We start from the raw sequence: 22,620 nt of genomic DNA on the forward strand, positions 1-22,620 counted from the left end.
AAAACGCGCGGGACCTGACAGAGGAACGCCCCACAACGCGCGGGATGTGACAGAGGGTCAGCCTTCGGCTTTGCCGCGCCGCCAGTAGCCCATGAAAGCTACCTGCTTACGGTCAATGCCGACGTCGCGCACCAGGTACCTCCGCATTTCCTTGATCACGAACGCTTCCCCCGCAATCCAGGCGTAGAAGGGCAACGCACCGGCCGGCAGCGTGGGGTTCTTGGTTGCTTCGATGGCCGCGGCATCCAGTCTTTGCGGGGTTTCCCACAGGATGTCCTGGTCCACGTTGACCTCCTCCGGCTCGGGACCGGCGGCGGTTTCGGCGCCCTTCAAACCCACCCAGCCGGGAACGGGAACAGCCTTGGCGACGGCCGCTTTGAGGAGTTCCCCGTGGGGACGCGAGCGTCCGATGGATGCGCCGCGGGCGAGCCAGGTGATCTCGACATTTGCCGGCGTGCTGATCTCCTGGAAGTCCGCGGCAGAGGGCACTTCAAGGAAAGCATGCCCGGTGATGTCGGCCGGAAGGCTTTCGAGGATCGCGCTGATGGCCGGGACTGCTGTTTCGTCGCCGGCGAGGAGGACACGCTGGGCGAGGCCCGGCCGCCACTCGATGCCTCCGTACGCGCCGGCCGTGGTGCACTGGGCGGCCCGGTTGTTGGGGCCGATGATGGTGAGGGTGTCCCCCGGTTTGGCGGCCAAGGCCCAGTTTGCGGCTGGCCCGCCATGGCCGGAATCGTCAAAGTGCATGACGAAGTCAATGTCGATCTCCGGGTACACGGCATCAAGGCGCTCCGAGCGGACGGTGTAGGTGCGCATCGAACCACGGACAGCGGGGTCCATGGCCAGCCATTCCTGGTACCAGCCGGCCTCTTCCATGGTGAATTCGGGCAACGGGATCGGTTGTCCCGCTGCGTCCATGGACGGGATCATCAGTTTCACGCGGAGATCCAGGGTGTCCCCGGCTACGCCAAACTTGCGCAGGGAGTAGCCGCCGAACGTGATGCGCCGGAAGTTGGGGCTGAGTTCCTGAACAGCGCTGACCGTGACATCGAACGCCAGCGTCATCGGCTCCACGGCACTCGCTGTGGCCTGGGTGGGGTGTGCACTCATGAGGCGATCTCCAGTTGGTTGGTTGTAGCGGGCTGGGCGTGATGGCGTCCGATCGGAACGATCAGGGGTGTGCCGGAGATGGGGTCCTGGACCACACGGGAGTCCAGGCCAAAAACGGTGTGCACCAGTTCCTCGGTGACCACCGCGGAGGCGGGACCTTCGGCCACGATGCACCCGCCCTTCATGGCGATCACGTGGTCCGCATAGCGTGCAGCGAGGTTGAGGTCGTGCAGCACGATCGCCACGGTGGTACTGCGGGTGCGGTTGAGGTCGGTCACCAGGTCCAGGACTTCCACTTGATGGGCGAGGTCCAGGTAGGTGGTGGGCTCGTCGAGCAGCAGGACTTCGGTCTCCTGGGCCAGCGCCATGGCGATCCACACGCGTTGGCGCTGGCCGCCGGACAGTTCGTCGACGCAGCGTTCTGCGAGCTCCAGCGTTGCGGTCGCCTCGAGCGCGCGCTGCACTGCGGCGTCGTCGTTGGCGCTCCAACTGCGGAAGAGGCCTTGGTGCGGGTACCGGCCACGTCCCACGAGGTCCCGGACGGTGATGCCGTCAGGAGCGGTGGGGTGCTGGGGCAGCAGGCCGAGCGTGCGGGCAAGTTCGCGGGCGGGACGGGAGTGGATGTCCTTGCCGTCCAGGGTGACGGCGCCACCGGCCGGCTTCAGGAGCCGTGACAGCCCCCGCAGCAGAGTGGACTTGCCGCAGGCATTCGCCCCGACGATCATGGTCACTTTACCTTCGGGAATCTCCGTGGAAAGTCCTTCCACCACCTTGCGCTGCTCATACTGGAGCGTCAGGTCCTTGGCATTAAGGAGGGCCATGTCAGGCTTCCTTTCGGTTCGACGTGACGAGGAGCCACAGGAGGAACGGTGCACCGAGTGCGCCGGAAATGACGCCCACCGGCAGGACGGTTCCATCGAGGATCAACGGTGCGATGTTGGAGGCGAAGAAGTCGGCCGCGAGCACAATCAGCGCACCTGTGAGGGCCGACGCCGGAAGGCTGGGCTTGCGGACGAAGCGGCGGGAAATCGGTCCGGCCAGGAAAGCAACGAACGCTACGGGACCTGCGGCTGCGGTTGCGACGGCGGACAGCGCGACGGCGGTGACCACAAGTCCCAGCCGGGTGGCGTTGACCCTGATTCCGAGCCCTGCTGCGGCATCATCGCCGAGTTCCAGCATGCGCAGGGGGCCGGAGAGGAACATCGCTGCCGGAATGAGCACCAGCAAGGCCGCGGCCAGGATTCCGGCGCGTTCCCAATTGGCGGAATTAAGGGATCCGTTAAGCCAAACGAGTGCGTCCGCTGCCGTGCGAATGTCCGCGCGGGTCATCAGGAAGTTCACTACGGCGTGCAGTGCGGCGGCGATGCCCACCCCTGCGAGGATGAGGCGGTTGCCTGCCGCATTGCCTCGGTTGCCGCCGCCATTTCCCGCACTCCGTGAGATGGCGTAGATGATGGCAGCCACGCCGAGCGCCCCGCCCAAGGCCGCCGCGGATACCACGGCACCCGAGGCTCCGAAGATCACGATCGCCGTGACAGCGGCGGCGCTCGCCCCGTAGCTGATGCCGATGATGTCCGGGCTGGCGAGGGGGTTCCGGAGCATGGTCTGGAACAGGGCGCCCGCAAGGCCGAACGCGACGCCGATCAATGTACCCACCGCTGCACGCGGCAGTTTGTGTTCCATGACGATGAAGCTGGCGCCGGGGATCTTTTCGCCGCCGGTGAGGTGGTTGATGACGATCGTGAAGAAGTCGGGGATCGTCACCGTGTAGCTGCCCAGGAGCACGTACACCGCAAACATCACCAGCAGCGCGAGGGCAAGGACGAACGTGCGGCTCCGGACCCGCCGAAATGACAATTGATGAGGGTGTTTGGGCGAAGGATTGGCATTAACTGCCAACTCGGTGGGGAGCTTGTGGAGTGTCCTCATAGTCCGGCCGCCTTGCCCCGGCGGATGAGCCAGACAAAGACGGGTGCGCCCACCAAGGCGGTCATGATGCCTGCGGGGACTTCACCCGGAAGAAGGATGACACGGCCAATGACGTCGGCGGCGATGAGCAGGATGGGTGCGGACACCATGGAGAACGGCAGGATCCAGCGGTAGTCCGGCCCGGTCAGTGATCGGATGGCATGCGGCACAACGAGGCCCAGGAACCCGATGGGACCGGCCAGGGCCGTGGCCGACCCGCACAGCAAAACGATTCCCAGTCCGATGATTCCGCGCGAAAGGCCAACGTTCTGGCCGAGTCCGCGTGCGACGTCATCTCCCAAGGCCAGGCCGTTCAGGACACGCCCGCCCGCCACCACCACCAAAGCACCGATGAGCAGGAACGGCAGTGCCGGAAGGAGAACCGACCAGTCACGACCGCCGATGCTGCCCACCTGCCAGAAACGGAAGCGGTCCAGGGTGTCCTGGCTGGAGACCAGGATGACGTTCATCAGCGAAAACAACCCGGCACTCAGCGCCGCGCCTGCCAGGGCGAGCTTGACCGGCGTCGCACCATCACGGCCGCGGGAGGCGATGGCGTAGACCACGACGGCGGCCGCTGCGGCTCCGACGAAAGCGAACCAGATGTAGCCGGTCAGCGACGTGATGCCAAAGACGTAGATGCCCACTACCACCGCCAGTGCAGCACCGGCGTTGAGGCCCAGGATGCCGGGATCGGCCAACGGGTTGCGGGCAACGCCCTGCATGGCAGCGCCGGCCAGGCCCAAAGCGGCCCCCGCCAGCAGGCCCAGCACCGTACGCGGAATCCGGGCGATGACCACGGCGTGGTCGCCGTCCTGCGGATTGAAGGTGGTGACAGCTTCCCAAATGGTTGAAAGGGGAAGCCCGCGTGCGCCGATCGCCAAAGACGCGGCGCACGCAGCAGCAAGCACGACGACGGCGAGCAGCAGCAAGGCGGTGCGCTTGCCTGCCATTCGCGGACCGTTTGGAGCGGTCGCGTTGCTGCCGGGAGCGATCCCTCGCTGGTTACCAGGCGCCGAAGTGCCACCAACCCGCTCCACGGGAGCCGCCGTCGTCGTGCTCAACTTCACTGGACTTACTTGCCTGCTGCGTCCGCTGCTTTACCCAGCTGGGGCAGGAATGTATCCAGCGCCCACGGCAGGCTCAACGGGGAAGAGGCAGAGATGGACAGCGTCAGGGTGTTGTCCGAGTCGGCAACCAGCGCGCCGCTCTTGATGGCAGGGATCTGGCCCAGCAGCGGATCAGTCTTGATGGCCTCAGCGGTGGTGGCATCCGGAACCCAGGTGACGAAGATGTCAGAGTCGAGCTCGTTGGCCTTCTCTGCGGACCAAGGGATGAAGAAGTCCTTGTTGGTCTTGGTGTTCTCAGTGACCACGGGTGCCAGCTTCATTCCGATGTCGGAGAGGAACCGGGGGCGGTTGTCGATTGCGGTGTATACGTTCACGCCATCGCCCTTGGCGGGCTCGAGGTTGCCGTAAATGAAGGTCTTGTCCTTGATCTGCGGGTACTTGGACACCTTGTCCTTAATGGTGGCCTCGGTGTCTTCAACCAGCTTCTTGGCCTCGGCTTCCTTGCCCAGCGCCTTGCCGATCATGGTGGTGCTCTCCTGCCACGGCGTACCGTAAGCCAACTCCGGGTAGGCAACTACAGGGGCGATTTCGGAAAGCTTCTTGTAGTCGGCTTCTTCGAGGCCGGAGTACGCGCCGAGAATGACGTCCGGGCTGAGCTTGGCGATTTCAGTGAAGTTGATGCCGTCAGCCTCGGAGAACTGGACGGGAGCTTTATCGGAGCCAAAGCCGGCGCCGGCCTTCTCCAGGGCTTCGTCCTTCCACGGAGTTGAGCCCTTGTCATTGTTGCCCCACTCGTTCTTGGGGACACCGACAGGGACGACGCCGAGGGCGATCGCAATGTCATCGTTGACCCACGAAATGGTGACGACCCGCTGGGGCTGTTCCTTGATGGTGGTCTCACCGAAGGCGTGCTTGATGGTGACGGGGAAAGCCGACGATGCTGCTTCCGATGATGCCGGCGCCGAGTTGGCGGGACCGGTGGAGCAACCGGAAAGGGTAAGTGCGACAGCGGCCAATGCGACCGTCGCTGAACCTGCAGTCTTCAGCAGGGCGCGGCGTGGAAGAAGGGAAGCCACGGGACTCCTTAGGTAAGTTATGCGAACCTAAGTAAGGCTAGCCTATCCTTCAAATAATTACGAAACGTTTCTGTCGCGTAATCCTTCCGGCATCCCTCTGCCACATCCCCTCCCTTTTTCGGCATCCCTCTGCCACATCCCACCCACGTACGGGAATCCCTCTGCCACATCCCCTCCCGGTGGACAGCTCCCGCGGAGATTTGGGAGGATATCGGCAGCGGACTACCGCTTCCAGGAAAAATTACGAGGGGAATGAGCGTGCGCACTGCATCAGTTGCCGCAGCCATGGTTGGCGAGGTGGCCGCTTTGGCCTGCTTGGCACACCCCCACGCGCCGGCATCGTCCAAGTAGCACCGCAAGCACCAAGATCCAACGCCACTGTTGGCTTCTTCGGCGTGCCCTTGTGCTCCACAGAGACGACCCCCGCGCCTAACGTGCCATGACGCAGCGCCAGGTGCGCTGCCGACGTCGTAATTTTTCAAAGGAAGCTTCGCCATGCAGAAAATCACTGCCCAACAAATCCGATCATCGTTCATCAATGCCAGCCGATCAGAAGCTGCCAAACTGAATCTTCCCCGCAACTTCGAATCGATCGAATGGGAAACCCTGGAGTTCCTCGGTTGGCGGGACGAGAAGATGCCCCAACGGGGGTACCTGGTTGTGCCGTATGAAGGAAAGCTGACGGGCGTCCTGCTCCGCGCTCCGGAAGGCGGCTCCGGCAAGAACCGTGCAGTCCTGTGCGAATTGTGCCGGGACGTCTTTTCCAAAGATGACGTTTACCTGTGGGTTGCCAAGAGGGCGGGTCAGTCCGGCAAGGACGGCAACACGGTGGGGACGTTGATCTGCGCGGAATTCGGTTGCAGTGCCAACGTCCGCAAGGAGCCGCCGGTCAACGAGATCAACCCGGACCCGGCTGCCGTGGTGCTCAAACAGATCGCAGGCCTGGAATTCCGCACGGCCCAATTCCTGAGCAGGGTACGGGGCAAGTAGGCCAATGTGACTGGCAGTAGGGGTTGCTATGAGTGCTCAGAACAACCCCTGCTGCCAGTCAGTTGGGAGACGGCGGCGGGGCCGTCAGCGGAGGACGATGTCCACAGGGTTGGCTTCCGAACGCCACGCTCCGGGCTCGCCACGTCCCGAAATGACGGGCGCGGTCAGCACGCCGCTACGGTTGGTGCGCTTGTCGCGGAGGATTTCCGTGACGGAGCCGAGGTGGCGTGACAGGTCGATGACGTTCTCCGGGGCAGCCAACAGCAACTGGAACCCAAATTCGTGGAGCGCCTTGATGCCCGCCCCGGCGAATTCCTCGGACGCCAGGACAAACGCCTCGTCCATCATCACGGTGCCGTACGTCGTGAAACCCTGCTCGGCGATGCCCAGCTGGTAACTCAGGGCAGCCGCCATGATGAAGGCGGTGAATCGCTGACGCTCGCCGCCGGACATGGAGCCGGTGTCCGCATGCATGAAGACTTCCGTCTTCTTCCTGCCTGACGCTCCGGCCACCTCGCGGTGCTCCTTGCACTGGATGAAGAGGTGCCCGCGAACATCGAGGACCTCGGAACGCCAGCGCCGGTCCTCGGGGGTCTGCGAGCCGAGCCGCTTCACCAGGGTTTCCAGTGACTTGTAACGGGCAGTGAGCTCGGCGTCCTCATCCACCTCGGACGGCGCGGCTCCCCGGGACGGGCGTGCGTGCTTGGCCTTGAGCGCGTTCTGGATCGCGTCCTTGAACTGCTTGGCAGTGGCAGGAAGTGTCTGCTTGATGTCCAGTTCCAGGTAGCTGCCTTCGTGGAAATTGACCTGGGAAAGGATCCCGTTCAGCGGCAGGATGCGGCTGGTGATGCTGCGGCGTTCCTCATCAAGGAGGTGCAGCAGCGTACTGAACGATTCATGCGTGCGCTGGTTGAAGAACAAACGGAATTCCGCTTCCTGTGCGGGCAAGCCGTCGCTCACGATCGCATGGTACCGGGCTTCGAAATCACCGGCGGCGCCGATCGACGTGCCATGATCGGCGCTGATGGCACTGCCCCATTCACGCACGAACGCCTCGAAAATCCGGGTCAACCGCTCCGCCGTTGCTTGCCCCCGGGACTCGGCTACGTGCAATTCATCAAGCAGCTTGTTGCGGACGCTGTTGGCCAGGTTATCCAGCTCGTACAGCTGGGTGACGTCGGCAGCGCCGGCAAAATACGGCTCAAGCGCCGTGACGGTGGAGCTCGACGGCGGTGCTTGCTCAAGCTTCAGCCTCGCCGCGTCCAACAGCCCGTCAGCCGTGGTCATCTGATGGTCGAGCGCCTTGTATTCGCTCTGCAGGACGGCCGCGGCACCTGTGGAGGATTGGTGCTTCTCACGCACCGCCTCAATGTTTGCCCGCAACGGCTCAAGATCGGCCTGCGCGGCCAAGGCGTCGGCAAGGCGCTGTTCGATTCGCGTCAATTCCTCCCCGGCAACTGCTGCTGAAACCTGCTCCCAAGGACGCTCATCCTCGGCAACCCGGCGGAGGGCTTCCAACTGACGGGCCATTCCCTGATGCGAATCTTCCCGGCTCTGTGCCAGTTCCGCAGCTTTGGCCAACTCGTTCTCGAGCTCACCGACGCGGGCCGCCACCAGCTCCAACTTGGACGCGTTGTCGAAACCGAGAACGTAGTCCTGGCGGCTCGTGAAGCGATCGTCCTTCTCCACGGTGTGCCGGTTGCGCTTGACCACGCCGCCCAGGCTCAGTCCCTTGTCCAGCGAAGCCAGCTCGTCCGGGTCCTCGACACACGGGTAGGCGAAGTCCACGGCGATCCGTTCACGGACCCACTCCCCCGCCTCTGCATTGGCCCCCGACGTGAGGATGCTCAACTTAGTCAAGAGATCGCCGTCGGACACGTCCTCCACAGCAAGTGCGCCGCCTGCAAGCGGCTTGGAAACATCCACGGCGCGAAGGGCTCCGCGGATGGTGTTGTCATTCAGGTAGCGGGTTACGGCCGCGAAGTACTCACCCGGGACCAGCAGAGTGGTTGCGAGGTTGCGGAGCGCGCGTTCGGCGGCTGGACGCCACTGCTCCTGGCCCTCCGCGAGATCGATGAGCTCGCCCGCGAACGGCATCCGTTCCTCGGGTACGCCAGTGGCCGCAGCTATCGCAGCCCGGTTTTCAATGCTCGACGGCGGCAGGAGGGACTTGCGCGAACGCAGCGACAACAACTCCTGCTGGGCCGCTGCGAGCTCGCGCTTCTTGGTGGCGTGGGCATCGAACGCCTCAAAACGGAGTTCCTTGAGGGACTCCGAGTCGTCCTGCAAGGATGCCGACCGCGCTGCGGCCTGCTCATGGGCCTGGTCCCAACCTTCAGCCGACCATTCCAGGTTCAGCCCGGCATCGGACAACGCCTTCCTGGCAGACTCCTCCACCTGCTGCCGCAGCTTCAGGCCGACGCGGGCGTTCTCCAGCGACTGCTCAATGGCAGAGATCGCGTTGCCGCCGCGGTTGTTGTAGTCGGACTCCAGCTCCCGCAGTTCCTTGGCGAGCGCGTCCCGGATGGTCCGCTCCGCCGCGAGTTCCTGCGCTTTCTGCTGGGCCAATTCCCTGAACCTGGCCAAGGTCTTGGCATGCACGGAAACCGCGAGCTGCTGTTTGTACGCCTCAAATTCCTCGCCCGTCAGCTCACGGAGCCGGTTGGCATCCAGCAACGCCTGCGCGTATTCCTTGTTGAGGCCGGGAACCGGTGCCAACTGGTCGCGCTGCTGCCGGACGTCTTCCAACCGCTGGCGGATGGACATCAGGTTGCTGAATTCCTCAACCACATCGTCCGCGGCGGCAAGCGTCGCAGGAGCGTCGAGCACTTGGTCGCGGAAGAAGGTGTTGACGCTGCCGCCCAGGCCCTTGCCTGCCTGGATGACGCGGAGCAAGGGCAGCGCCTGGTCCGAATTGATGCCCAGAAGCCGGCGGAACCGCTCGGCAAAAGCCTTATGGACGTCGAAGACCTGCCCCTCGGGGAAGATCGACTCCAGCGCGCCCTTGGTGAACCGCTTCTGCGCGATCCCCTCGATCGCTTCAAGATCCAAAGGCTTGCTGTCGATCACATAGAACCGGCCGACGCTCGATTCGGTGCCGTTCTTGGGCAGGTCGAACAGTGCGGAAATCGTCACCTTGGTGCCGGCTGCGTTATCAAACGTGAGTGCGACGGCGGACCAGGTGGCACCAGGCCGCTGGAAGGCACTGGCCGAGCTGTCGCCGACCGCCTTATCACCGACCTTGCCGCGCATGTAGGTGAAGGTGGTCCTCTTGTCCTCCACAGCACCGCCGGACCGCTGGGCCGCGGCCTCGTTGGAACGCGGACGGGCATCAAATACTCGGAGCATCGCGTCAAAGAGCGTCGATTTGCCGACGCCGGAATTACCCGTGAGGAGCGTGCCGTTGCGGTCCACGTGCATGGTGTGGGCGCCATGGAAGGTGCCCCAGTTGACCACCTGGACGAGGGCAAGGCGCATCTGGCCCGGGTTCGTCTGTTCGCCCAACGGGAGCATGCTTGCGATCGTCACTTCGTGGTCCCTTCGGCGTCGGTTGAGTCCGCGGCGGAACTCACCGCAGCGGGTCCGTCGTCATCCGTGTCGTCGTCCATGTCGTCATCTGAGGGGCTGGTTTGATGTGAATCGGGGTCCAAGTCAAGCAGCGGTTCGGTGCCGGATTCGTCGGCTGCTACTGCCACCAGGGCTTCGATGTGGGCCGGAATGTCGCCGATGTTTTCGAAGGGGAGGGCCAGCGGGAGTGCGTTGCTGATGGTGTAGGTGTCGTCCAGGGGGGTGGCCAGGAGCAGTTGGCGGGCCAGGAGTTTGGTGATGGTGCGGTTCACGACGTCGGAGTCCCGCAAGGCATCCTGCTGGCCGGCCGGGGTGTAGTTCGCTACCAGGTCGGAGATCTCCTCGCGCGTTACGGTCGGATCCGTCTGGGCCGTGACATGGCGGTCCAGGAGCAGGCGAAGCCGCAGCAGGACGATGGTTTCCACCCGGCTGAGGGCGCGCTGTTGGCGGAGGATGCTGGACCGGGAGCTTGCCCCGATGATCTCCGGATCCACCGGGCGCAGGACCGCGATCTTGCGGTCGTGGTCCAGCTGGAGCGTCAGGAAGAGTTCCGACAACCGGCTCCGAAGGATCAGTTGGTTATCCAGGAGCGTGGTCCAGAGCTTCTCGTCGCGGCCGCCGTCGATGTACGGCCCTTTCAGCAGTTTGACCAGGGCGTGGCGGACTTTCATGGGCAGGACGCCGGTATCCCCGGGGAAGAGAGCTGCACCGTCAACGAACGTATCCCTCGGGGACACACGGAACGGATCCGCGGTGTGCGTCTCCACCTCTTCCCGGCCACCATCTTCCCGGCCACCATCCATGGTGGGGTTATCCGTCGCGGCGAGTTCCGTCGTCGTGATTTCCTCAGTCATCAGAATCCTCATTCAGCGTGACGACGGGCAGATATGCCGTGCGGATGCTGCCGTCGATTTGTTCGAAGTCGATGTGCTCCCAGGCGGCCCGGTCAAAGGCGGCGCCGGTCTGCAAGGCCATGGACAGGAGGGAACGGACGGTGTTGATGTGCCGTTCCTCAGCGGGAAGGTTTTCCCACGCCTCGCCCAGGGTTGCGGACCCTGCCATGGCGGCACGGACGACGTCGGGCCTTGCCTTTCCGGTGCGGGCGGACTTGACGCGGTCCGAGTCGGTGAAAGCGATGGGGTCCGCCAGACGGGGTGGCGTGGCGAACTCGTCGGGGTCGAAGAGCTTGACCATGGCCAGCGACTCGAAGCCCGCGTTGTAGAGGACGGGCCCGGGGACAAGGCCCGGACGGTCCCGCTCGTATGGCATGGAACGGATTGCCTGCTCGGCCTCGGCGAGCACCTTGCGGAGCGTGACCGACTGGCGGACATCGTCACTCTGGATATACGTGTTGAGGCTTTCCGACAGCTTGCCGTAGATCCGCTGGATCTCGCTGTGCTGCGTCCGGAGCTCGGCGACGAGGTTCTTCAGGGTTTCCCGGTCCTCGTGGGTGAGATCGTCTGCGAACTGCCTGCTCAGGACCTCGCCGATGGCTGAGCGGAAACGCAATTGCTGCTGCGGGTCTTCGAGGAACGCCGTGAATGAACGGAAGGTACGACCCTCGGGGCTCTGCCTCAGCCGCTTGTCCGCTTCGAGCACTTGGGCCATGGTGGCACCCTTGCTGAGCGACTCTTCAATGATCTGGTTCCGGAGTTCACCCACTAGTTCCTCAATGCGGTCACGCATCTTCTTGTAGTCGGCGGGCAGGCTGGCCGCGAGGTCCAGAATGTTGCCGGCGGCCTCCACCGCTTCCTCATCGTCCAGGAGCCCGTCGAATTCACCGGAACTGATGTCCTCCACCAGTTGTTGACGCTCCTGGATCTCCTCCTCGAGGGCTTCAAGGCGGGCGCTCTGGTCCGGGTTGGTCTCGTTGGCGAGTTTCTCCACATCGCCGAGCAGGGTGCCCAGCCGGGAGCCGTTGAGCGTTGAGCGTTCACTGGACAGGCTGTCGAGGAAGGCGAGCACGCGGGCTGCGGCTTCGGTGACTTCGTAGACGATCTGGCCGGACTGGTTACGACGGGTGAGGAACTGTTTTCGGGTCCACTCGTCGCCGAAAGCTTTGCCGTTCAGCTGCCCGCCGAGCGCTGGGTCCTGGCGGCGGAGCTGCTCAAGGAAAGCGTCGACGTCGGCATGGAACTCTTCGAGCGGAAGCTGCGGCCGGGTGCGGGTGAAGGAGGCTTGGAGCACCGCGATGACCCACGGCGCCGAACGCGTCAACGTCCAGGCCGGCCCTTTGGTGAGCTGTTCGAGGTCCCTCAGCCGGGCACTGATGGCGTCGGCGGAGGACATGGCTGAACGGGACAACTACTCTCCTTCAGCTGCTGCGAAACCTGGCTGGCAGCGAAAACTGCCCCGTACAAGGTTAACGCAGAGCGTCCGCACCCAACTAAGTCGCAGCAGAGCACGTTTAGAACGCTGATAACGCGCACAAGTGCGACTTACTTGGGGGGCACCCGGGTGGGCGCGGGGGTGGGCGCGGGGGTGGGGCGCCGGGTGGGCACCCGCGTGCGTGCCGCCGTCGTGCCCTTTCCGTGACCTACCACAGGGTAGGGTTTCGATCCCGTATCAACACCGTTTCCATGCTGGCCGCGGGCCCCCGCCGCCCCTAAGGTCAGATCATCGACGCCGGCAACGCCGCGTCTACCCACGCACTGTCGCATAGGGGGAACTGTGGATTTCGACTTTACGACGCTGGAAACCGCCACTTACGTGTTCATTGGAACGCTGGCGTTCGCTGCACTTCTGGTCGCTTTCATCGCGGCGGCGGCAATAGCAACAATTGTTCTCATCGGCGTCATGGGCATGGCCTGGTATGCCATCAAGGCTGTCCTTGGCGGACTGATCCATGGCATCAACTTCGCCTGGGACCGGCTGGTCCACCATGCCGGCCAAGTGGACATCCCGGCCGAATTCCAGCCGCAGGTATCCACTGGTACGGGTAGCTACCCGCGGGTAGCATTGAGGGACAGCTGAAGGGTTCGCACCCGAGGCGGACCCTGGCTCCATCCGGCACAACCGGTTAGAGGAGTTATCCCATGACGTCCGCCACTGACAACAGTCTCTCCGCAGCAAGCGTCAACGCCTCCGCAGAGGAGGCCCGTGCCGTCGCCGAAGCCGCGCGGGAAACCGAATGGAACCGTCCCAGCTTCGCCAAGGGCCTGTACCTGGGCAGCTTCGACCTCAGCCTGATCCATCCCTGGCCCGAGGCCAAGGCAGAGGATGTTGAGCGCGGCGAAGAGTTCATGGCCAAGCTCGAGGCCTTCTGCAGGACCATGTCCGGACGCGTGATCGAACGCGATGCGAAGATCCCGGACGAATACCTCACAGGACTGGCCGAGCTGGGCGTCTTCGGCATGAAGATCCCGCGTGAGTACGGCGGCCTGGGATTGTCGCTGGTTTACTACGGCCGCGCTTTGGCCTTGGTGGGTTCGGTCCATCCCACCTTGGGCGCCCTGATCTCCGCCCATCAGTCCATCGGCGTCCCCGAGCCCGTGAAGGTGTTCGGCACGGACGAGCAGAAGCGCGAGTACCTGCCCCGATGCGCCGCGGGCGCGATTACCGCTTTCCTGTTAACAGAGCCCGACGTCGGCAGCGACCCCGCGCGCATGGGCGCCACCGCGGTCCTGTCCGACGACGGCGGGTCTTACGTTGTGGACGGCGTGAAGCTCTGGACCACCAACGGCGTGATAGCCGAGCTCGTTGTGGTCATGGCCCGCGTCCCTGAACATACGGATGCGGACGGCACCACCCACAAGGGCGGCATCTCCGCGTTCGTCGTGGAGATGGATTCTCCTGGCATCACCGTGGAAAACCGGAACACCTTCATGGGCCTGCGCGGGATCGAGAACGGCGTCACCCGCTTCCATCAGGTACGTGTCCCGGCGGCCAACAGGCTGGGGCGCGAAGGCCAGGGTTTGAAGATTGCCCTGACCACCCTCAACACGGGCCGCCTCTCCATCCCCGGCCTGTGCGTTGCTGCCGGAAAGTGGAGCCTGAAGATTGCCCGCGAGTGGTCCAACGCCCGCACCCAGTGGGGCCGCCCGGTGGGACAGCACGAGGCCGTCAGCAAGAAGATCGCCTTCATCGCCGCCACGACCTTCGCTTTGGAGGCAGTCTTCGAGCTGTCCGCCGAAATGGCCGACGCCGGCGCCCGGGATATCCGGATCGAAGCCGCACTGGCCAAGTTGTGGTCGACCGAGCTGAGCTGCAGGATTGCCGACGAACTCGTACAAATCCGCGGCGGCCGAGGGTTTGAAACCGCCGACTCCCTGGAGGCCCGCGGCGAGCGCGCGGTGGCAGCGGAGCAGCTCCTCCGTGACCTGAGGATCAACCGCATCTTCGAGGGTTCCAGCGAGATCATGAAGCTCCTCATCGCCCGCGAGGCCGTGGACGCGCACCTCGCGGCAGCGGGCGACCTCGCCTCGCTGGATGCGAGCCTGCAGGACAAAGCGAAGGCCGCCGTCGGGGCTTCCGGTTTCTACGCGCGCTGGCTGCCGAAGCTGGTGGCCGGGGCGGGAATGGACCCGAGGTCCTACTCGGACTTTGGGCGGCTGGGCAAGCAACTGCGTTTCGTGGAGCGTTCGTCCCGCCGGCTGGCACGGCAGACCTTCTACGGCATGGGCCGTTGGCAGGCGAAGCTCGAGCACAAACAAGCGTTCCTTGGCAGGATCGTGGACATCGGAGCCGAGCTGTTCGCGATGGCCGCGTGTTGCTCGCGGGCTGAGAACCTGCTGCACACCCGGCCCGAGCATGCCGCAGCAGCTTTTGAACTGGCAGAGGCCTACTGCGAACAGGCCCGCGTGCGGGTGGACGAATACTTCGACCAGCTCTGGCGCAACACCGACGACGCCGACCGCGACCTTTCGCGCAAGGTCCTCACCGGGGATTACGCCTGGCTTGAGGCCGGCATCCTGGACCAGTCTGAAGGAACAGGGCCGTGGATCGCCGACGCCTCCCCCGGCCCCTCCGCCAAGGAGAGCCTGCACCGCAAGTACAGGTAGCTTTCCGGTGCGTTAGCGGACGTCACCGTCCACGTAGTACCAACGCTTGTCCTCACGCACAAAACGGCTGAGTTCGCGCTGGACTCCGCGTTCGCCGTCGTGCCTGTAGTGGGCTGCGAACTCCACCGTGCCCCGCGCGTCCAAAGGTCCGCCGGCCGTGGTTCCGAGAATGTCCAACCGCCGCCATTCCATGTCCGGATCCAGGTCCATGGTGTCCGGCCGCGTGCTCGAATGCCACGTGCGCAGAAGGTATTCGGGGTCCAAAACGACGAAGGCCGAATACCGCGAGCGCATGAGCTGTTCGGCAGTTGGCGCGTCGGCTTCCGAGCGGTGGAAACGGCCACAGCACTGGTCGTATGGATCCCCGGACAGGCACGGGCAAGCGCCGTTGCGGAGACGGGTGAGATCGGGCGTCAAAATGCCCCTTTCCGAGGCCGTAAATGAGAGCTGCGCAACATATTTTCCCACGCCGTATAACAGCTTCGAAACAACCCCGCCGGAGTGCTGAGCCGGGCGTGATTCCGTCGGTGCCGGACCGTAGGCTAGAGGTGCAAGCGGGGGAGACCGCAGGCATCAAAACGCAAAGCCAGGGGAGGCTACGTGGAGGATCCGACAACGCTCGCCATCAACCTGACCTACCTGGGGACGTTGGGGATGGCAGTCCTCATGTTCCTGGGTCTGGGATTCGTCATCATCATCACGCTTGTGGTGGCCGGTATCGGGCGTCTGCTGTCGATCATCATCCTTGCGCTTTTCGGCATCTTCCCCAAGAAGGAAACGACGCCGATCGTCCACCTCCCCCAGCGGCCGGAGGGCTCATCCGCCCCGGTTGGTTCCGGCGTCCTGCCTGCTGCTGACCTACCGCTGAACGAGCCCGCTACCGGTCACGTGGCCGCCGTTGCCGCAGCCGCTGTTGCCGCTCCGCCTGTACCTTCCGCACCCCCGGTAGTGGTTGAAACGCCGCCTGCCCCGGCTCAACCGAAGCGGGACCTCCTTGGAGAAGCCCGACGCCGGGTCGCAGGGGCGGCTGCCTCCGTCAAGGACGGCACCTGGAAGTCAATGATGGACACCCAGACCAACCACCATCCCCTCGTCGTGGCCGCAGGCAAGGAACCGCCCGTCCTGGCGAAGGGCTGGGCCGAGGCCGTGGCTGAAGCTGACCAGCGGGCGGCTGCCCGGGCCAAGGCTGAACAGCCCCCGGCCATCAAGGTGACAGTCCGCGAGGTGGGAGAGTCGGGATCGCCGGCCAAACCGTCGTCGGGAAATGGTCCTTCCCCGGACGCAGGAACAGCGCCCGGGCCAGCAGACCCTGCCAAGAAGGCTGAACCCGCAAAACCAGTCCAACCGGCCGCACTTAAGCCCCTTGCCAACAAGCAGGGGCCCAAGAACACCGCCAAAGGGAAGTCCCCGGGCCAAGTGCGCAAGGGTTCCTTGAGCGGTGCCAGCCGCAACTCCTAGGCGGGGTCAGGCCGCCAGCTGGCGGAACGATGCCCCGTGGTAGATGAGTGGCTCGGAATCATGGTTGACGGTGGTGGACTTGACCTCAAGGACCACGATCGCGTGATCCCCCGCCGGAATCTCTGACACGACTTCGCACTCGAAACCCAGCACGGCACCGTCGATCAGCACAGCCCCCGAGTCGGTGACGCTGTGGGCCACGCCGTCAAAACGGTCGCGGGTCTTGGAGGAAAGCTGGAGGCACGCAGCTTCCTGCCCCTCGGCAAGCACGGATACACCGAGCCGGGCTGCCTGCCGAAGCCTGGGCCACGTGGTGGAGGAGTTCTGCACGGCAAACATCACCAGCGGAGGCTCCAAGGAAACGCCAACTGTAAAGGACGATGCCACCAAGGCCTCGGGCGTGAAGTCGACCATTGCACTGAACGCAGCCACACCGGACGGGAACCGGGCAAAGGCAGCCTTGATCGCTGCTGTTTCATCCACCGTTGTCCGTGTCATTTGATCTGTCCCCTTTGCGCGTCGATTGAACCTCTTTCCCCATGATTCATGCGTTCCCGGTAACCTCCACGTTTGTGGATCCGGAAGTCGTTTGTATTGCCCGGTGTCAAGAAATGTCTCGCAGTAAGGCCCCTTCCGTTACTTCCCAAGACGAAAAACGAAGAAGTTCTACCACTTGCGTTTCTGCGTCCGGCAGCGCTGTGTAGCCTCGACGGGACACCTCCCCCACCACAGGAAGCCGACATGAGCCTCAACGAGCTACGGACGCTTGGACGCACCGGCGCCCTGATCAGCCCCCTCACCCTTGGCACATTGAACTTCGGGACAGGAACCGCCCCCACCGGTCCTGCGGACAGTATCCGCATCATCAAAGCAGCCCTCGATGCCGGGATCACCAGCATCGACACCGCGGATATCTACTCCCAGGGCGAGGCCGAAAACGTGGTGGGCCAGGCCATCCACGGCCGTCGCGACGAAGTCTTCCTCGCCACCAAGTTTCACGGCCAGATGGGTTCCAATCCGGCCCACGCCGGCAACTCGCGGCGCTGGATCGTCAGGGCAGTGGAAAACAGCCTGCGTCGTTTGGATACGGACAGGATCGACCTTTACCAAGCACATCGCCCGGACTACAACACCGACCTGTTGGAAACCATCACTGCCCTCAACGACCTCATCCGGCAGGGCAAGATCCTTTACTACGGCACCTCTGTGTTCAGTCCCGCGCAACTGGTGGAGGCACAGTGGATTGCCAACACCAACCACCTCACGCCCCCAGTCGTGGACCAGGTTCCGTATTCGCTCCTGGTGCGTGCCAATGAACGGGACGTTTTCCCCATCACCCAGCAGTACGGCGTCGGGGTTTTGAGTTACGGACCGCTCGACGGCGGCTGGCTCGCCGGCGGGTACCGGGTGGGTGGCGGTCAGCCTGAAAGTTCGCGCTTCTCGGCTGTCCCGGGCCGCTTCGACGTGACCGCGCCCTTCAACCAAGCGAAGCTGCACGCGGCCGATGCCTTGGGCCGGGTCGCTGCCCGCTACGGCATCTCCTTGATCCAACTGGCCGTGGCATTCGCCATGAACCACCCCGCGGTCACCAGCGTCATCATCGGGCCACGGACCGAGGAGCATCTTACTGATTACCTCAAGGCCGCTGACGTCGTACTCAGCGAAGCCATCCTGGACGAGATCGACGATATTGTTGCCCCCGCCGTGAACTTCCTCGAGCGGGATGCCGGCACCGTGGCGCCGCACCTGGAGTATCCGGAACTTCGACGCCGGTAGGCCTTGCAACGTCCTATTGACGGCGGTTCCGGCGCGGCGTGATCCTTGACCTAAGTGCTGCGGCACATCCGCAGCGTCGGTTCCAGTAGAACGCCGCCCGCCATGTCCACACCCCATATTGAACGCGGCCTTGCCGCCACCCCGGGCCAACCGACCCAAGGCCCACTCACCCACGAAGAACTCCAACTCGCCGGCCGGAACCACTCGATGCCGCTTGAAGCGTTGCACGACGATCTCACCCCCGCGGGACTGCACTACTTGCTGATCCACTTCGACATTCCGCACGTTTCGCTTGAGACGTGGCGGTTGCGGCTGGGCGGGGCTGTTGCAGACTCCCTGGAGCTCAGCCTCGACGACCTCAAAGCCCGTCCCGCCGTCACCATGCCCGTCACGCTCGAATGCGCGGGAAACGGGCGATCGCTCCTGCAACCCCGGCCACTCAGCCAGCCGTGGGTCCTCGGTGCCGTCGGCACGGCGGAGTGGACCGGAACTCCCCTGGCACCCCTGCTGGAGGAGGCCGGGTTGGCGAGTGACGCCGTCGAACTTGTCTTCACCGGCGCTGACAGCGGCATCCAAGGCGGCGTCGAAGAGCCGTATGCGCGGAGCCTGACCATTGAGGAGGCCATGCACCCCGAGGTGATGCTGGTGTACGCCATGAACGGCCAACCGCTCCCGTTGCAGCACGGCTTCCCGCTCCGGCTGCTGGTCCCCGGATGGTACGGAATGGCGAGCGTGAAGTGGCTGACGTCCATTGAAGCTGTGACAACCAGGTTTATGGGGTACCAGCAAGCTGTTGCCTACCACTACCTCCAAGGACCCGACGGGCCGGGGCTGCCCGTGACCCATATTCGGGTGCGGTCTTTGATGGTGCCGCCGGGGATTCCCGATTTCTTCACCCGTCGCCGGGTAGTGGATGCCGGACCGGTGATGCTTCACGGGCGCGCGTGGTCCGGGCATGGCGACGTGGAGCGCGTGGAAGTGGGTATCGATGGAACGTGGATGCCTGCGCACCTCGATCCGCCCGTTGGGGACTTTGCCTGGCGCTCGTGGTCCATGGTGTGGGTGGCGAACAAGGGTGATCACGTGCTGCGATGCCGCGCCATGGACTCGTCCGGTGCCCTCCAGCCCACGGAACAAGTGTGGAATTACCAGGGCATAGGGAACAACATGGCGCAGCGGGTGGAGGTGACGGTTCGGTAGGGGGTGTTTCGCGGGTGGGCGCCCTCCCGCCTTCTTCCCTTCCGCCGAGTTCGCGGGAACGACTCTTCCCTTCCGCCGAATTCGCGGGAAACCTGCTTGTTCGCTGTCGCCTTGCAGCGGTCAACGTACGTTTGCGGCGAACACACGACTCTCCGCCGTAACCGCTTTCGCTAGACTCGACTGCATCATGAGTAGCCAGTCTTCCGCCCCGGCCGCCGTCCGCGTCGACGCCTGGTTGTGGGCGATCCGAGCCTACAAAACCCGTTCCGCCGCGACGGCAGCTTGCCGGGCCGGGCATGTCCGCCTTAACGGCAACCCCGTGAAGGCGTCGCAGACTGTGATTGTGGGAGACACCATCCGGGTCCGCGAATCCGGGTGGGAACGCGTTTTTGAAGTTCGGCGACTCATTGCCAAGCGTGTGGGCGCCGAGGCTGCATCGCATTGCTACACCGACCACACTCCCCCGCGTCCTGTCCTCCCCCAGCTGGGCCTGCCCCAACGCGACCGCGGCGCCGGCCGGCCGACCAAGAAGGACCGCCGGGATATGGACAAGCTGCGGGGATAGCCTTCCGGACCCGGCTGAATTTTGCTGGATCATTCAGTGGTGCGCTTCTGTGGGCCCTCTGGATTCTGTGGTTTTGGCGCCTTGGCCGCGCAATGATCCAGCAAATTCTTCCCGGTGCAGTTATCCACAGATGGGTCTTACCGGCTCGAACCAGCGCGAACCCCCTGCTTAGACTGGCCAGCACTACGCCACAACAGTCGCTGGGGAGTCTGTACATTGCCACGCTTTTTGTTTGATCTTTCGCCTGCCCATTTCCGTTCCGTCGCTCTCACGGTTTCTGCGCTTGTGCTCTTGAGTTCATGCCAAGACCCTGGCTCGCCGCCGGTTCCAGGCGCGGTTACGGGAACCACGTCCTCGCCTCCCGCAGCAAGTGCCTCGCCTTCCGTTTCCCCGAGTCCCTCCTCCGGGAATCCGGGGGTGTACAAGCCCGCTGATGCGAAGGGCAAGGCCGAGAACGTACCGGTGCCCGTCATGCCCGAGCTGGCGAAGGAAAACTCGAAGGAAGGGCTGGAGGCGTTCATTCGGTACTGGTTTCAGCTGCTGAGCTACGCCTACCAAACCGGTGATACTACTCGTGTGGCTGGCCTCTCGTCCCCACAATGCACTCTTTGCGGTCATCTTGGTGGAGCAGTATCCAAGAGCTATGAAGACGGGTCCTGGGTGACCGGAGGAATCCTTCAGACCCCTGTGGTGGACGTTCGGTGGGACTCCTCATCGAATAGTCAGCAGGCACAGGTACAACTCATTCAGACCGAGATCCACTACTTTGCCGCAGACGGCACGGAGCACCGAGAACTTACTGCTGCAACCAATGATGCCGTCGCTTTCTTCGCCGATTTCCGAAATGACGCTTGGATGACTTTGGATACGGGCATCATCCGGTGAGTCGGCGGGTACTCTTGGCCGCGGTCGTGATGATTATTGCTATCTTTCATGCGGCCACCAACGACATGCAGGCCCCTGCGCAGGGGGCCCGGGGCCCGACGCCCCCTGATCTCAATGCAGGATTCCAAGAAGGTTCAGTGTTTCTTGGAGCCGTATGGCAGTTCGACCCGGCCACGGGAAGATCTAACCGGGGGGTGGGAAACTCAGACAGAACAGGCGGAGCAGCCGAAGACCCCAATCAGTACATGGCCGATACCCACTGTCGCTCCGGTGGAACGGACACTCCTGACAAGGGGTGCCTGACCATGGAATGCCCGGCGAAATCAGCAGGCGGAGAAGAAGGCACACCCGTGATCTGGCGGCAGGCACCTAAGTCGATCCCGAATCCGGTGTGGACGGACTACCCGGCAATCACCGGACCCACCTGCCTCTACGACCCCCAACCCCAAAACGTCCTGGCCGACATCGCAGCCCGCATCCTTAACGACTTCCGCCAACTCCCCGTCAATCCCGGAACCCTCCAAGTCCAGCCCTTCCCCCACACCCTCAAAGGCGGACCCACCAACTTCTACACCACCGCCACCGAACAGGCCTTCGACGTCACCATCCTCGGCCAAGCCATCCACCTCATGGCCACCCCGGCCAGCTACACCTACAACTACGGCGACGGCACCACCGTTGGCCCCACCCCCGCGGCCGGCTACGCCATCCCCGACACCGAATGGCTCACCACCGAAACCCGCACCAGCCACAGCTACACCCAAACCGGCAACTACCCCGCCACCATCACCACCAGCTTCACCGGCACCTATTCCGTCAACAACGGCCCACCCCTGCCCATCAACGGAACCCTGAACATCACCACACCGGCCAAAACAATCCACGTCTGGAAAACACAAAGAGCACTCGTCGCCGACACCTGCGAACAAAACCCCCACTCCTGGGGCTGCCCCGGCACCAACGACTAAAACCACCAACCCGGGCACCAGAAACACAGCCGCACCGCCACCACCCACATCGACGGCAAAACCCACCCAACTCGAAGGAAAAACGCACACCCGGGCATCAAAGAAGGTCGCAACGGCACAGCCAAGGCACAGACGAGGACCTTGTTTGACCTTCTAAGGCCGCTCCGCCCGTCACGACCCGAGTCCTTCGGCCACTAACCCTGTGCAAGCAGATAACGGTCCGGGGACTCCGTCAAGCGGAACGCCGACGAGGCAAACGTGCTGCGATAACCAGGAGGTTTACCGTGAAGTACCAAGAGCAGCAGGCGGAGTCCACCCCAGCAGAGCAGAACCCTTCCCCCTTTTACAGGAAGCGTTCACCCGTTTCATATGATCGCAGTGTCCAGATTGCGGCAGCACGGCTTCGTTTGGTTTGCGATCGTCGGCTGGGCAAAGAGACTCCCGGATGGATCCGCCAGCTCGCTGCCCAGAAGTTGGCCGGGGAATACTGACAGGACCTGGTCAGCGGCGAACGTGCCCTACGAGAACCACGTATCCGGCGGCCCCATGTACAAAAGGAAGCTAAATACAGCAGCCACGCCGACCAACACCACTACTGCGGCAAGGATCGGCTTAGCCAAGATCCAGGCCTGAATTTTCTCCACAGCACCCATCGGTTCCTCGCGTCCAGCGGCAAGGCGCCAATGTCCGGCAAGGAGGCCTCTGCGATCAAGTGACTTTTCGACGGGGATGGTGGCATACGGAATGACAGCCGACACGATGGCCACGAGCCCGGTGCGGGCCTTCCATTTCTGGTTGACCCACGTGAACGCGGCAATGAAGGCGTAACAGAGGAAAACGAATCCGTGGACACCACCTGCAATGCTCACCGCTGCATCAGTCGTCTTGGTGACGTACTTAAGGAAAAGCGCGATCAGAAGAAGAGTCCAAGTGACGGCTTCGGCGAAGGCAACAGTTCGGAAAAGGGCGCGGGGTTGCATTGAGTTT

20 protein-coding genes are annotated in these 22,620 nt (G+C 63.7%); 9 read left to right on the forward strand and 11 right to left on the reverse strand.

Annotated features, from left to right (window positions below; all coding sequences use genetic code 11):
- Nucleotides 1–57: 57 nt before the first annotated feature.
- The 5 genes from QN084_RS08540 to QN084_RS08560 are packed head-to-tail and all read right to left on the reverse strand — an operon-like array spanning nt 58 to nt 5,224.
- Complete coding sequence (locus QN084_RS08540; protein WP_021474716.1) at nt 58–1,110, reverse strand: siderophore-interacting protein; 1,053 nt, start codon at nt 1,108–1,110, stop codon at nt 58–60.
- Complete coding sequence (locus QN084_RS08545; RefSeq protein ID WP_069696338.1) at nt 1,107–1,931, reverse strand: ABC transporter ATP-binding protein; 825 nt, start codon at nt 1,929–1,931, stop codon at nt 1,107–1,109. Before QN084_RS08545 ends, QN084_RS08540 begins: the two co-directional genes overlap by 4 nt.
- 1 nt (nt 1,932) lies before the next feature.
- Nucleotides 1,933–3,039, reverse strand: coding sequence for a FecCD family ABC transporter permease (locus QN084_RS08550; protein ID WP_069696339.1), 1,107 nt, complete (start codon nt 3,037–3,039; stop codon nt 1,933–1,935).
- Nucleotides 3,036–4,148, reverse strand: coding sequence for a FecCD family ABC transporter permease (locus QN084_RS08555; RefSeq protein WP_062098320.1), 1,113 nt, complete (start codon nt 4,146–4,148; stop codon nt 3,036–3,038). The genes QN084_RS08550 and QN084_RS08555 overlap by 4 nt, the downstream gene beginning before the upstream one ends.
- A 5-nt stretch (nt 4,149–4,153) precedes the next feature.
- Nucleotides 4,154–5,224: an iron-siderophore ABC transporter substrate-binding protein gene (locus QN084_RS08560; RefSeq protein WP_069696340.1), complete on the reverse strand. Its 1,071-nt coding sequence runs from the start codon at nt 5,222–5,224 to the stop codon at nt 4,154–4,156.
- Between the two features lie 495 nt (nt 5,225–5,719).
- Between QN084_RS08560 and QN084_RS08565 the strand changes: the two genes are divergently transcribed.
- Nucleotides 5,720–6,214, forward strand: coding sequence for an FBP domain-containing protein (locus QN084_RS08565; RefSeq protein ID WP_021474722.1), 495 nt, complete (start codon nt 5,720–5,722; stop codon nt 6,212–6,214).
- 84 nt (nt 6,215–6,298) lie between these two features.
- Here the strand turns inward: QN084_RS08565 and QN084_RS08570 are convergent, their stop codons facing one another.
- The 3 genes from QN084_RS08570 to QN084_RS08580 are packed head-to-tail and all read right to left on the reverse strand — an operon-like array spanning nt 6,299 to nt 12,085.
- Nucleotides 6,299–9,742, reverse strand: coding sequence for an ATP-binding protein (locus QN084_RS08570; RefSeq protein WP_069696341.1), 3,444 nt, complete (start codon nt 9,740–9,742; stop codon nt 6,299–6,301).
- On the reverse strand, nt 9,739–10,584 hold the full coding sequence (locus tag QN084_RS08575; protein ID WP_225740191.1) for a DUF4194 domain-containing protein: 846 nt from the start codon (nt 10,582–10,584) through the stop codon (nt 9,739–9,741). Before QN084_RS08575 ends, QN084_RS08570 begins: the two co-directional genes overlap by 4 nt.
- A 43-nt stretch (nt 10,585–10,627) precedes the next feature.
- The gene (locus QN084_RS08580; RefSeq protein WP_031217356.1) at nt 10,628–12,085 is read right to left on the reverse strand and encodes a DUF3375 family protein; all 1,458 of its coding nucleotides are present in this window, start codon (nt 12,083–12,085) and stop codon (nt 10,628–10,630) included.
- Between the two features lie 366 nt (nt 12,086–12,451).
- On the opposite strand from QN084_RS08580, the gene QN084_RS08585 reads away from it, so the two are divergent.
- Together QN084_RS08585 and QN084_RS08590 are read left to right on the forward strand one after the other, a co-directional pair.
- A complete protein-coding gene (locus QN084_RS08585; RefSeq protein ID WP_069696342.1) occupies nt 12,452–12,754 on the forward strand; it encodes a hypothetical protein in 303 nt (100 codons plus the stop codon).
- A gap of 62 nt (nt 12,755–12,816) precedes the next feature.
- A complete protein-coding gene (locus tag QN084_RS08590; RefSeq protein WP_069696343.1) occupies nt 12,817–14,781 on the forward strand; it encodes an acyl-CoA dehydrogenase family protein in 1,965 nt (654 codons plus the stop codon).
- A gap of 12 nt (nt 14,782–14,793) precedes the next feature.
- Here the strand turns inward: QN084_RS08590 and QN084_RS08595 are convergent, their stop codons facing one another.
- Entirely contained in the window at nt 14,794–15,198 is a 405-nt protein-coding gene (locus tag QN084_RS08595) for a YchJ family protein (protein WP_206616228.1), read from the reverse strand.
- 183 nt (nt 15,199–15,381) lie between these two features.
- On the opposite strand from QN084_RS08595, the gene QN084_RS08600 reads away from it, so the two are divergent.
- Nucleotides 15,382–16,239 (forward strand): hypothetical protein, encoded by an 858-nt coding sequence (locus QN084_RS08600; protein WP_069696345.1) that lies wholly within the window; start codon nt 15,382–15,384, stop codon nt 16,237–16,239.
- Between the two features lie 6 nt (nt 16,240–16,245).
- Here the strand turns inward: QN084_RS08600 and QN084_RS08605 are convergent, their stop codons facing one another.
- Nucleotides 16,246–16,737, reverse strand: a complete 492-nt coding sequence (locus QN084_RS08605; RefSeq protein ID WP_021473966.1) for a flavin reductase family protein — start codon at nt 16,735–16,737, stop codon at nt 16,246–16,248.
- A gap of 243 nt (nt 16,738–16,980) precedes the next feature.
- Here QN084_RS08605 and QN084_RS08610 point away from each other — a divergent pair, with 243 nt between their 5' ends.
- The 5 genes from QN084_RS08610 to QN084_RS08630 all read left to right on the forward strand — a co-directional run bounded on the left by QN084_RS08610 (nt 16,981) and on the right by QN084_RS08630 (nt 21,633).
- Nucleotides 16,981–18,015: an aldo/keto reductase gene (locus QN084_RS08610; protein WP_021473965.1), complete on the forward strand. Its 1,035-nt coding sequence runs from the start codon at nt 16,981–16,983 to the stop codon at nt 18,013–18,015.
- Between the two features lie 102 nt (nt 18,016–18,117).
- Nucleotides 18,118–19,215: a sulfite oxidase gene (locus QN084_RS08615; RefSeq protein WP_021473964.1), complete on the forward strand. Its 1,098-nt coding sequence runs from the start codon at nt 18,118–18,120 to the stop codon at nt 19,213–19,215.
- A 187-nt stretch (nt 19,216–19,402) separates the two neighbouring features.
- Nucleotides 19,403–19,780: an RNA-binding S4 domain-containing protein gene (locus QN084_RS08620; protein ID WP_062098334.1), complete on the forward strand. Its 378-nt coding sequence runs from the start codon at nt 19,403–19,405 to the stop codon at nt 19,778–19,780.
- Nucleotides 19,781–20,197: 417 nt separating this feature from the next.
- Nucleotides 20,198–20,665, forward strand: a complete 468-nt coding sequence (locus tag QN084_RS08625) for a DUF6318 family protein (RefSeq protein ID WP_139126890.1) — start codon at nt 20,198–20,200, stop codon at nt 20,663–20,665.
- A gap of 245 nt (nt 20,666–20,910) precedes the next feature.
- On the forward strand, nt 20,911–21,633 hold the full coding sequence (locus tag QN084_RS08630; RefSeq protein ID WP_069696346.1) for a hypothetical protein: 723 nt from the start codon (nt 20,911–20,913) through the stop codon (nt 21,631–21,633).
- Between the two features lie 518 nt (nt 21,634–22,151).
- On the opposite strand, the gene QN084_RS08635 is transcribed toward QN084_RS08630, so the two are convergent.
- Nucleotides 22,152–22,613, reverse strand: coding sequence for a DUF3817 domain-containing protein (locus QN084_RS08635; protein WP_021473960.1), 462 nt, complete (start codon nt 22,611–22,613; stop codon nt 22,152–22,154).
- Between the last annotated feature and the right edge of the window lie 7 nt (nt 22,614–22,620).

Origin of the sequence: Paenarthrobacter sp. R1 (genome assembly GCF_030264015.1) — a bacterium.
Taxonomy (GTDB): Bacteria; Actinomycetota; Actinomycetes; order Actinomycetales; family Micrococcaceae; genus Arthrobacter; species Arthrobacter ureafaciens.

Coding starts and splice junctions, on each gene's coding strand:
- QN084_RS08540 (WP_021474716.1), bottom strand. CDS start 1,110: ATGAGTGCACACCCCACCCAGGCCACAGCGAGTGCCGTGGAGCCGATG.
- QN084_RS08545 (WP_069696338.1), bottom strand. CDS start 1,931: ATGGCCCTCCTTAATGCCAAGGACCTGACGCTCCAGTATGAGCAGCGC.
- QN084_RS08550 (WP_069696339.1), bottom strand. CDS start 3,039: ATGAGGACACTCCACAAGCTCCCCACCGAGTTGGCAGTTAATGCCAAT.
- QN084_RS08565 (WP_021474722.1), top strand. CDS start 5,720: ATGCAGAAAATCACTGCCCAACAAATCCGATCATCGTTCATCAATGCC.
- QN084_RS08575 (WP_225740191.1), bottom strand. CDS start 10,584: ATGGATGGTGGCCGGGAAGATGGTGGCCGGGAAGAGGTGGAGACGCAC.
- QN084_RS08590 (WP_069696343.1), top strand. CDS start 12,817: ATGACGTCCGCCACTGACAACAGTCTCTCCGCAGCAAGCGTCAACGCC.
- QN084_RS08605 (WP_021473966.1), bottom strand. CDS start 16,737: ATGACACGGACAACGGTGGATGAAACAGCAGCGATCAAGGCTGCCTTT.
- QN084_RS08610 (WP_021473965.1), top strand. CDS start 16,981: ATGAGCCTCAACGAGCTACGGACGCTTGGACGCACCGGCGCCCTGATC.
- QN084_RS08615 (WP_021473964.1), top strand. CDS start 18,118: ATGTCCACACCCCATATTGAACGCGGCCTTGCCGCCACCCCGGGCCAA.
- QN084_RS08620 (WP_062098334.1), top strand. CDS start 19,403: ATGAGTAGCCAGTCTTCCGCCCCGGCCGCCGTCCGCGTCGACGCCTGG.
- QN084_RS08630 (WP_069696346.1), top strand. CDS start 20,911: ATGGCCGATACCCACTGTCGCTCCGGTGGAACGGACACTCCTGACAAG.
- QN084_RS08635 (WP_021473960.1), bottom strand. CDS start 22,613: ATGCAACCCCGCGCCCTTTTCCGAACTGTTGCCTTCGCCGAAGCCGTC.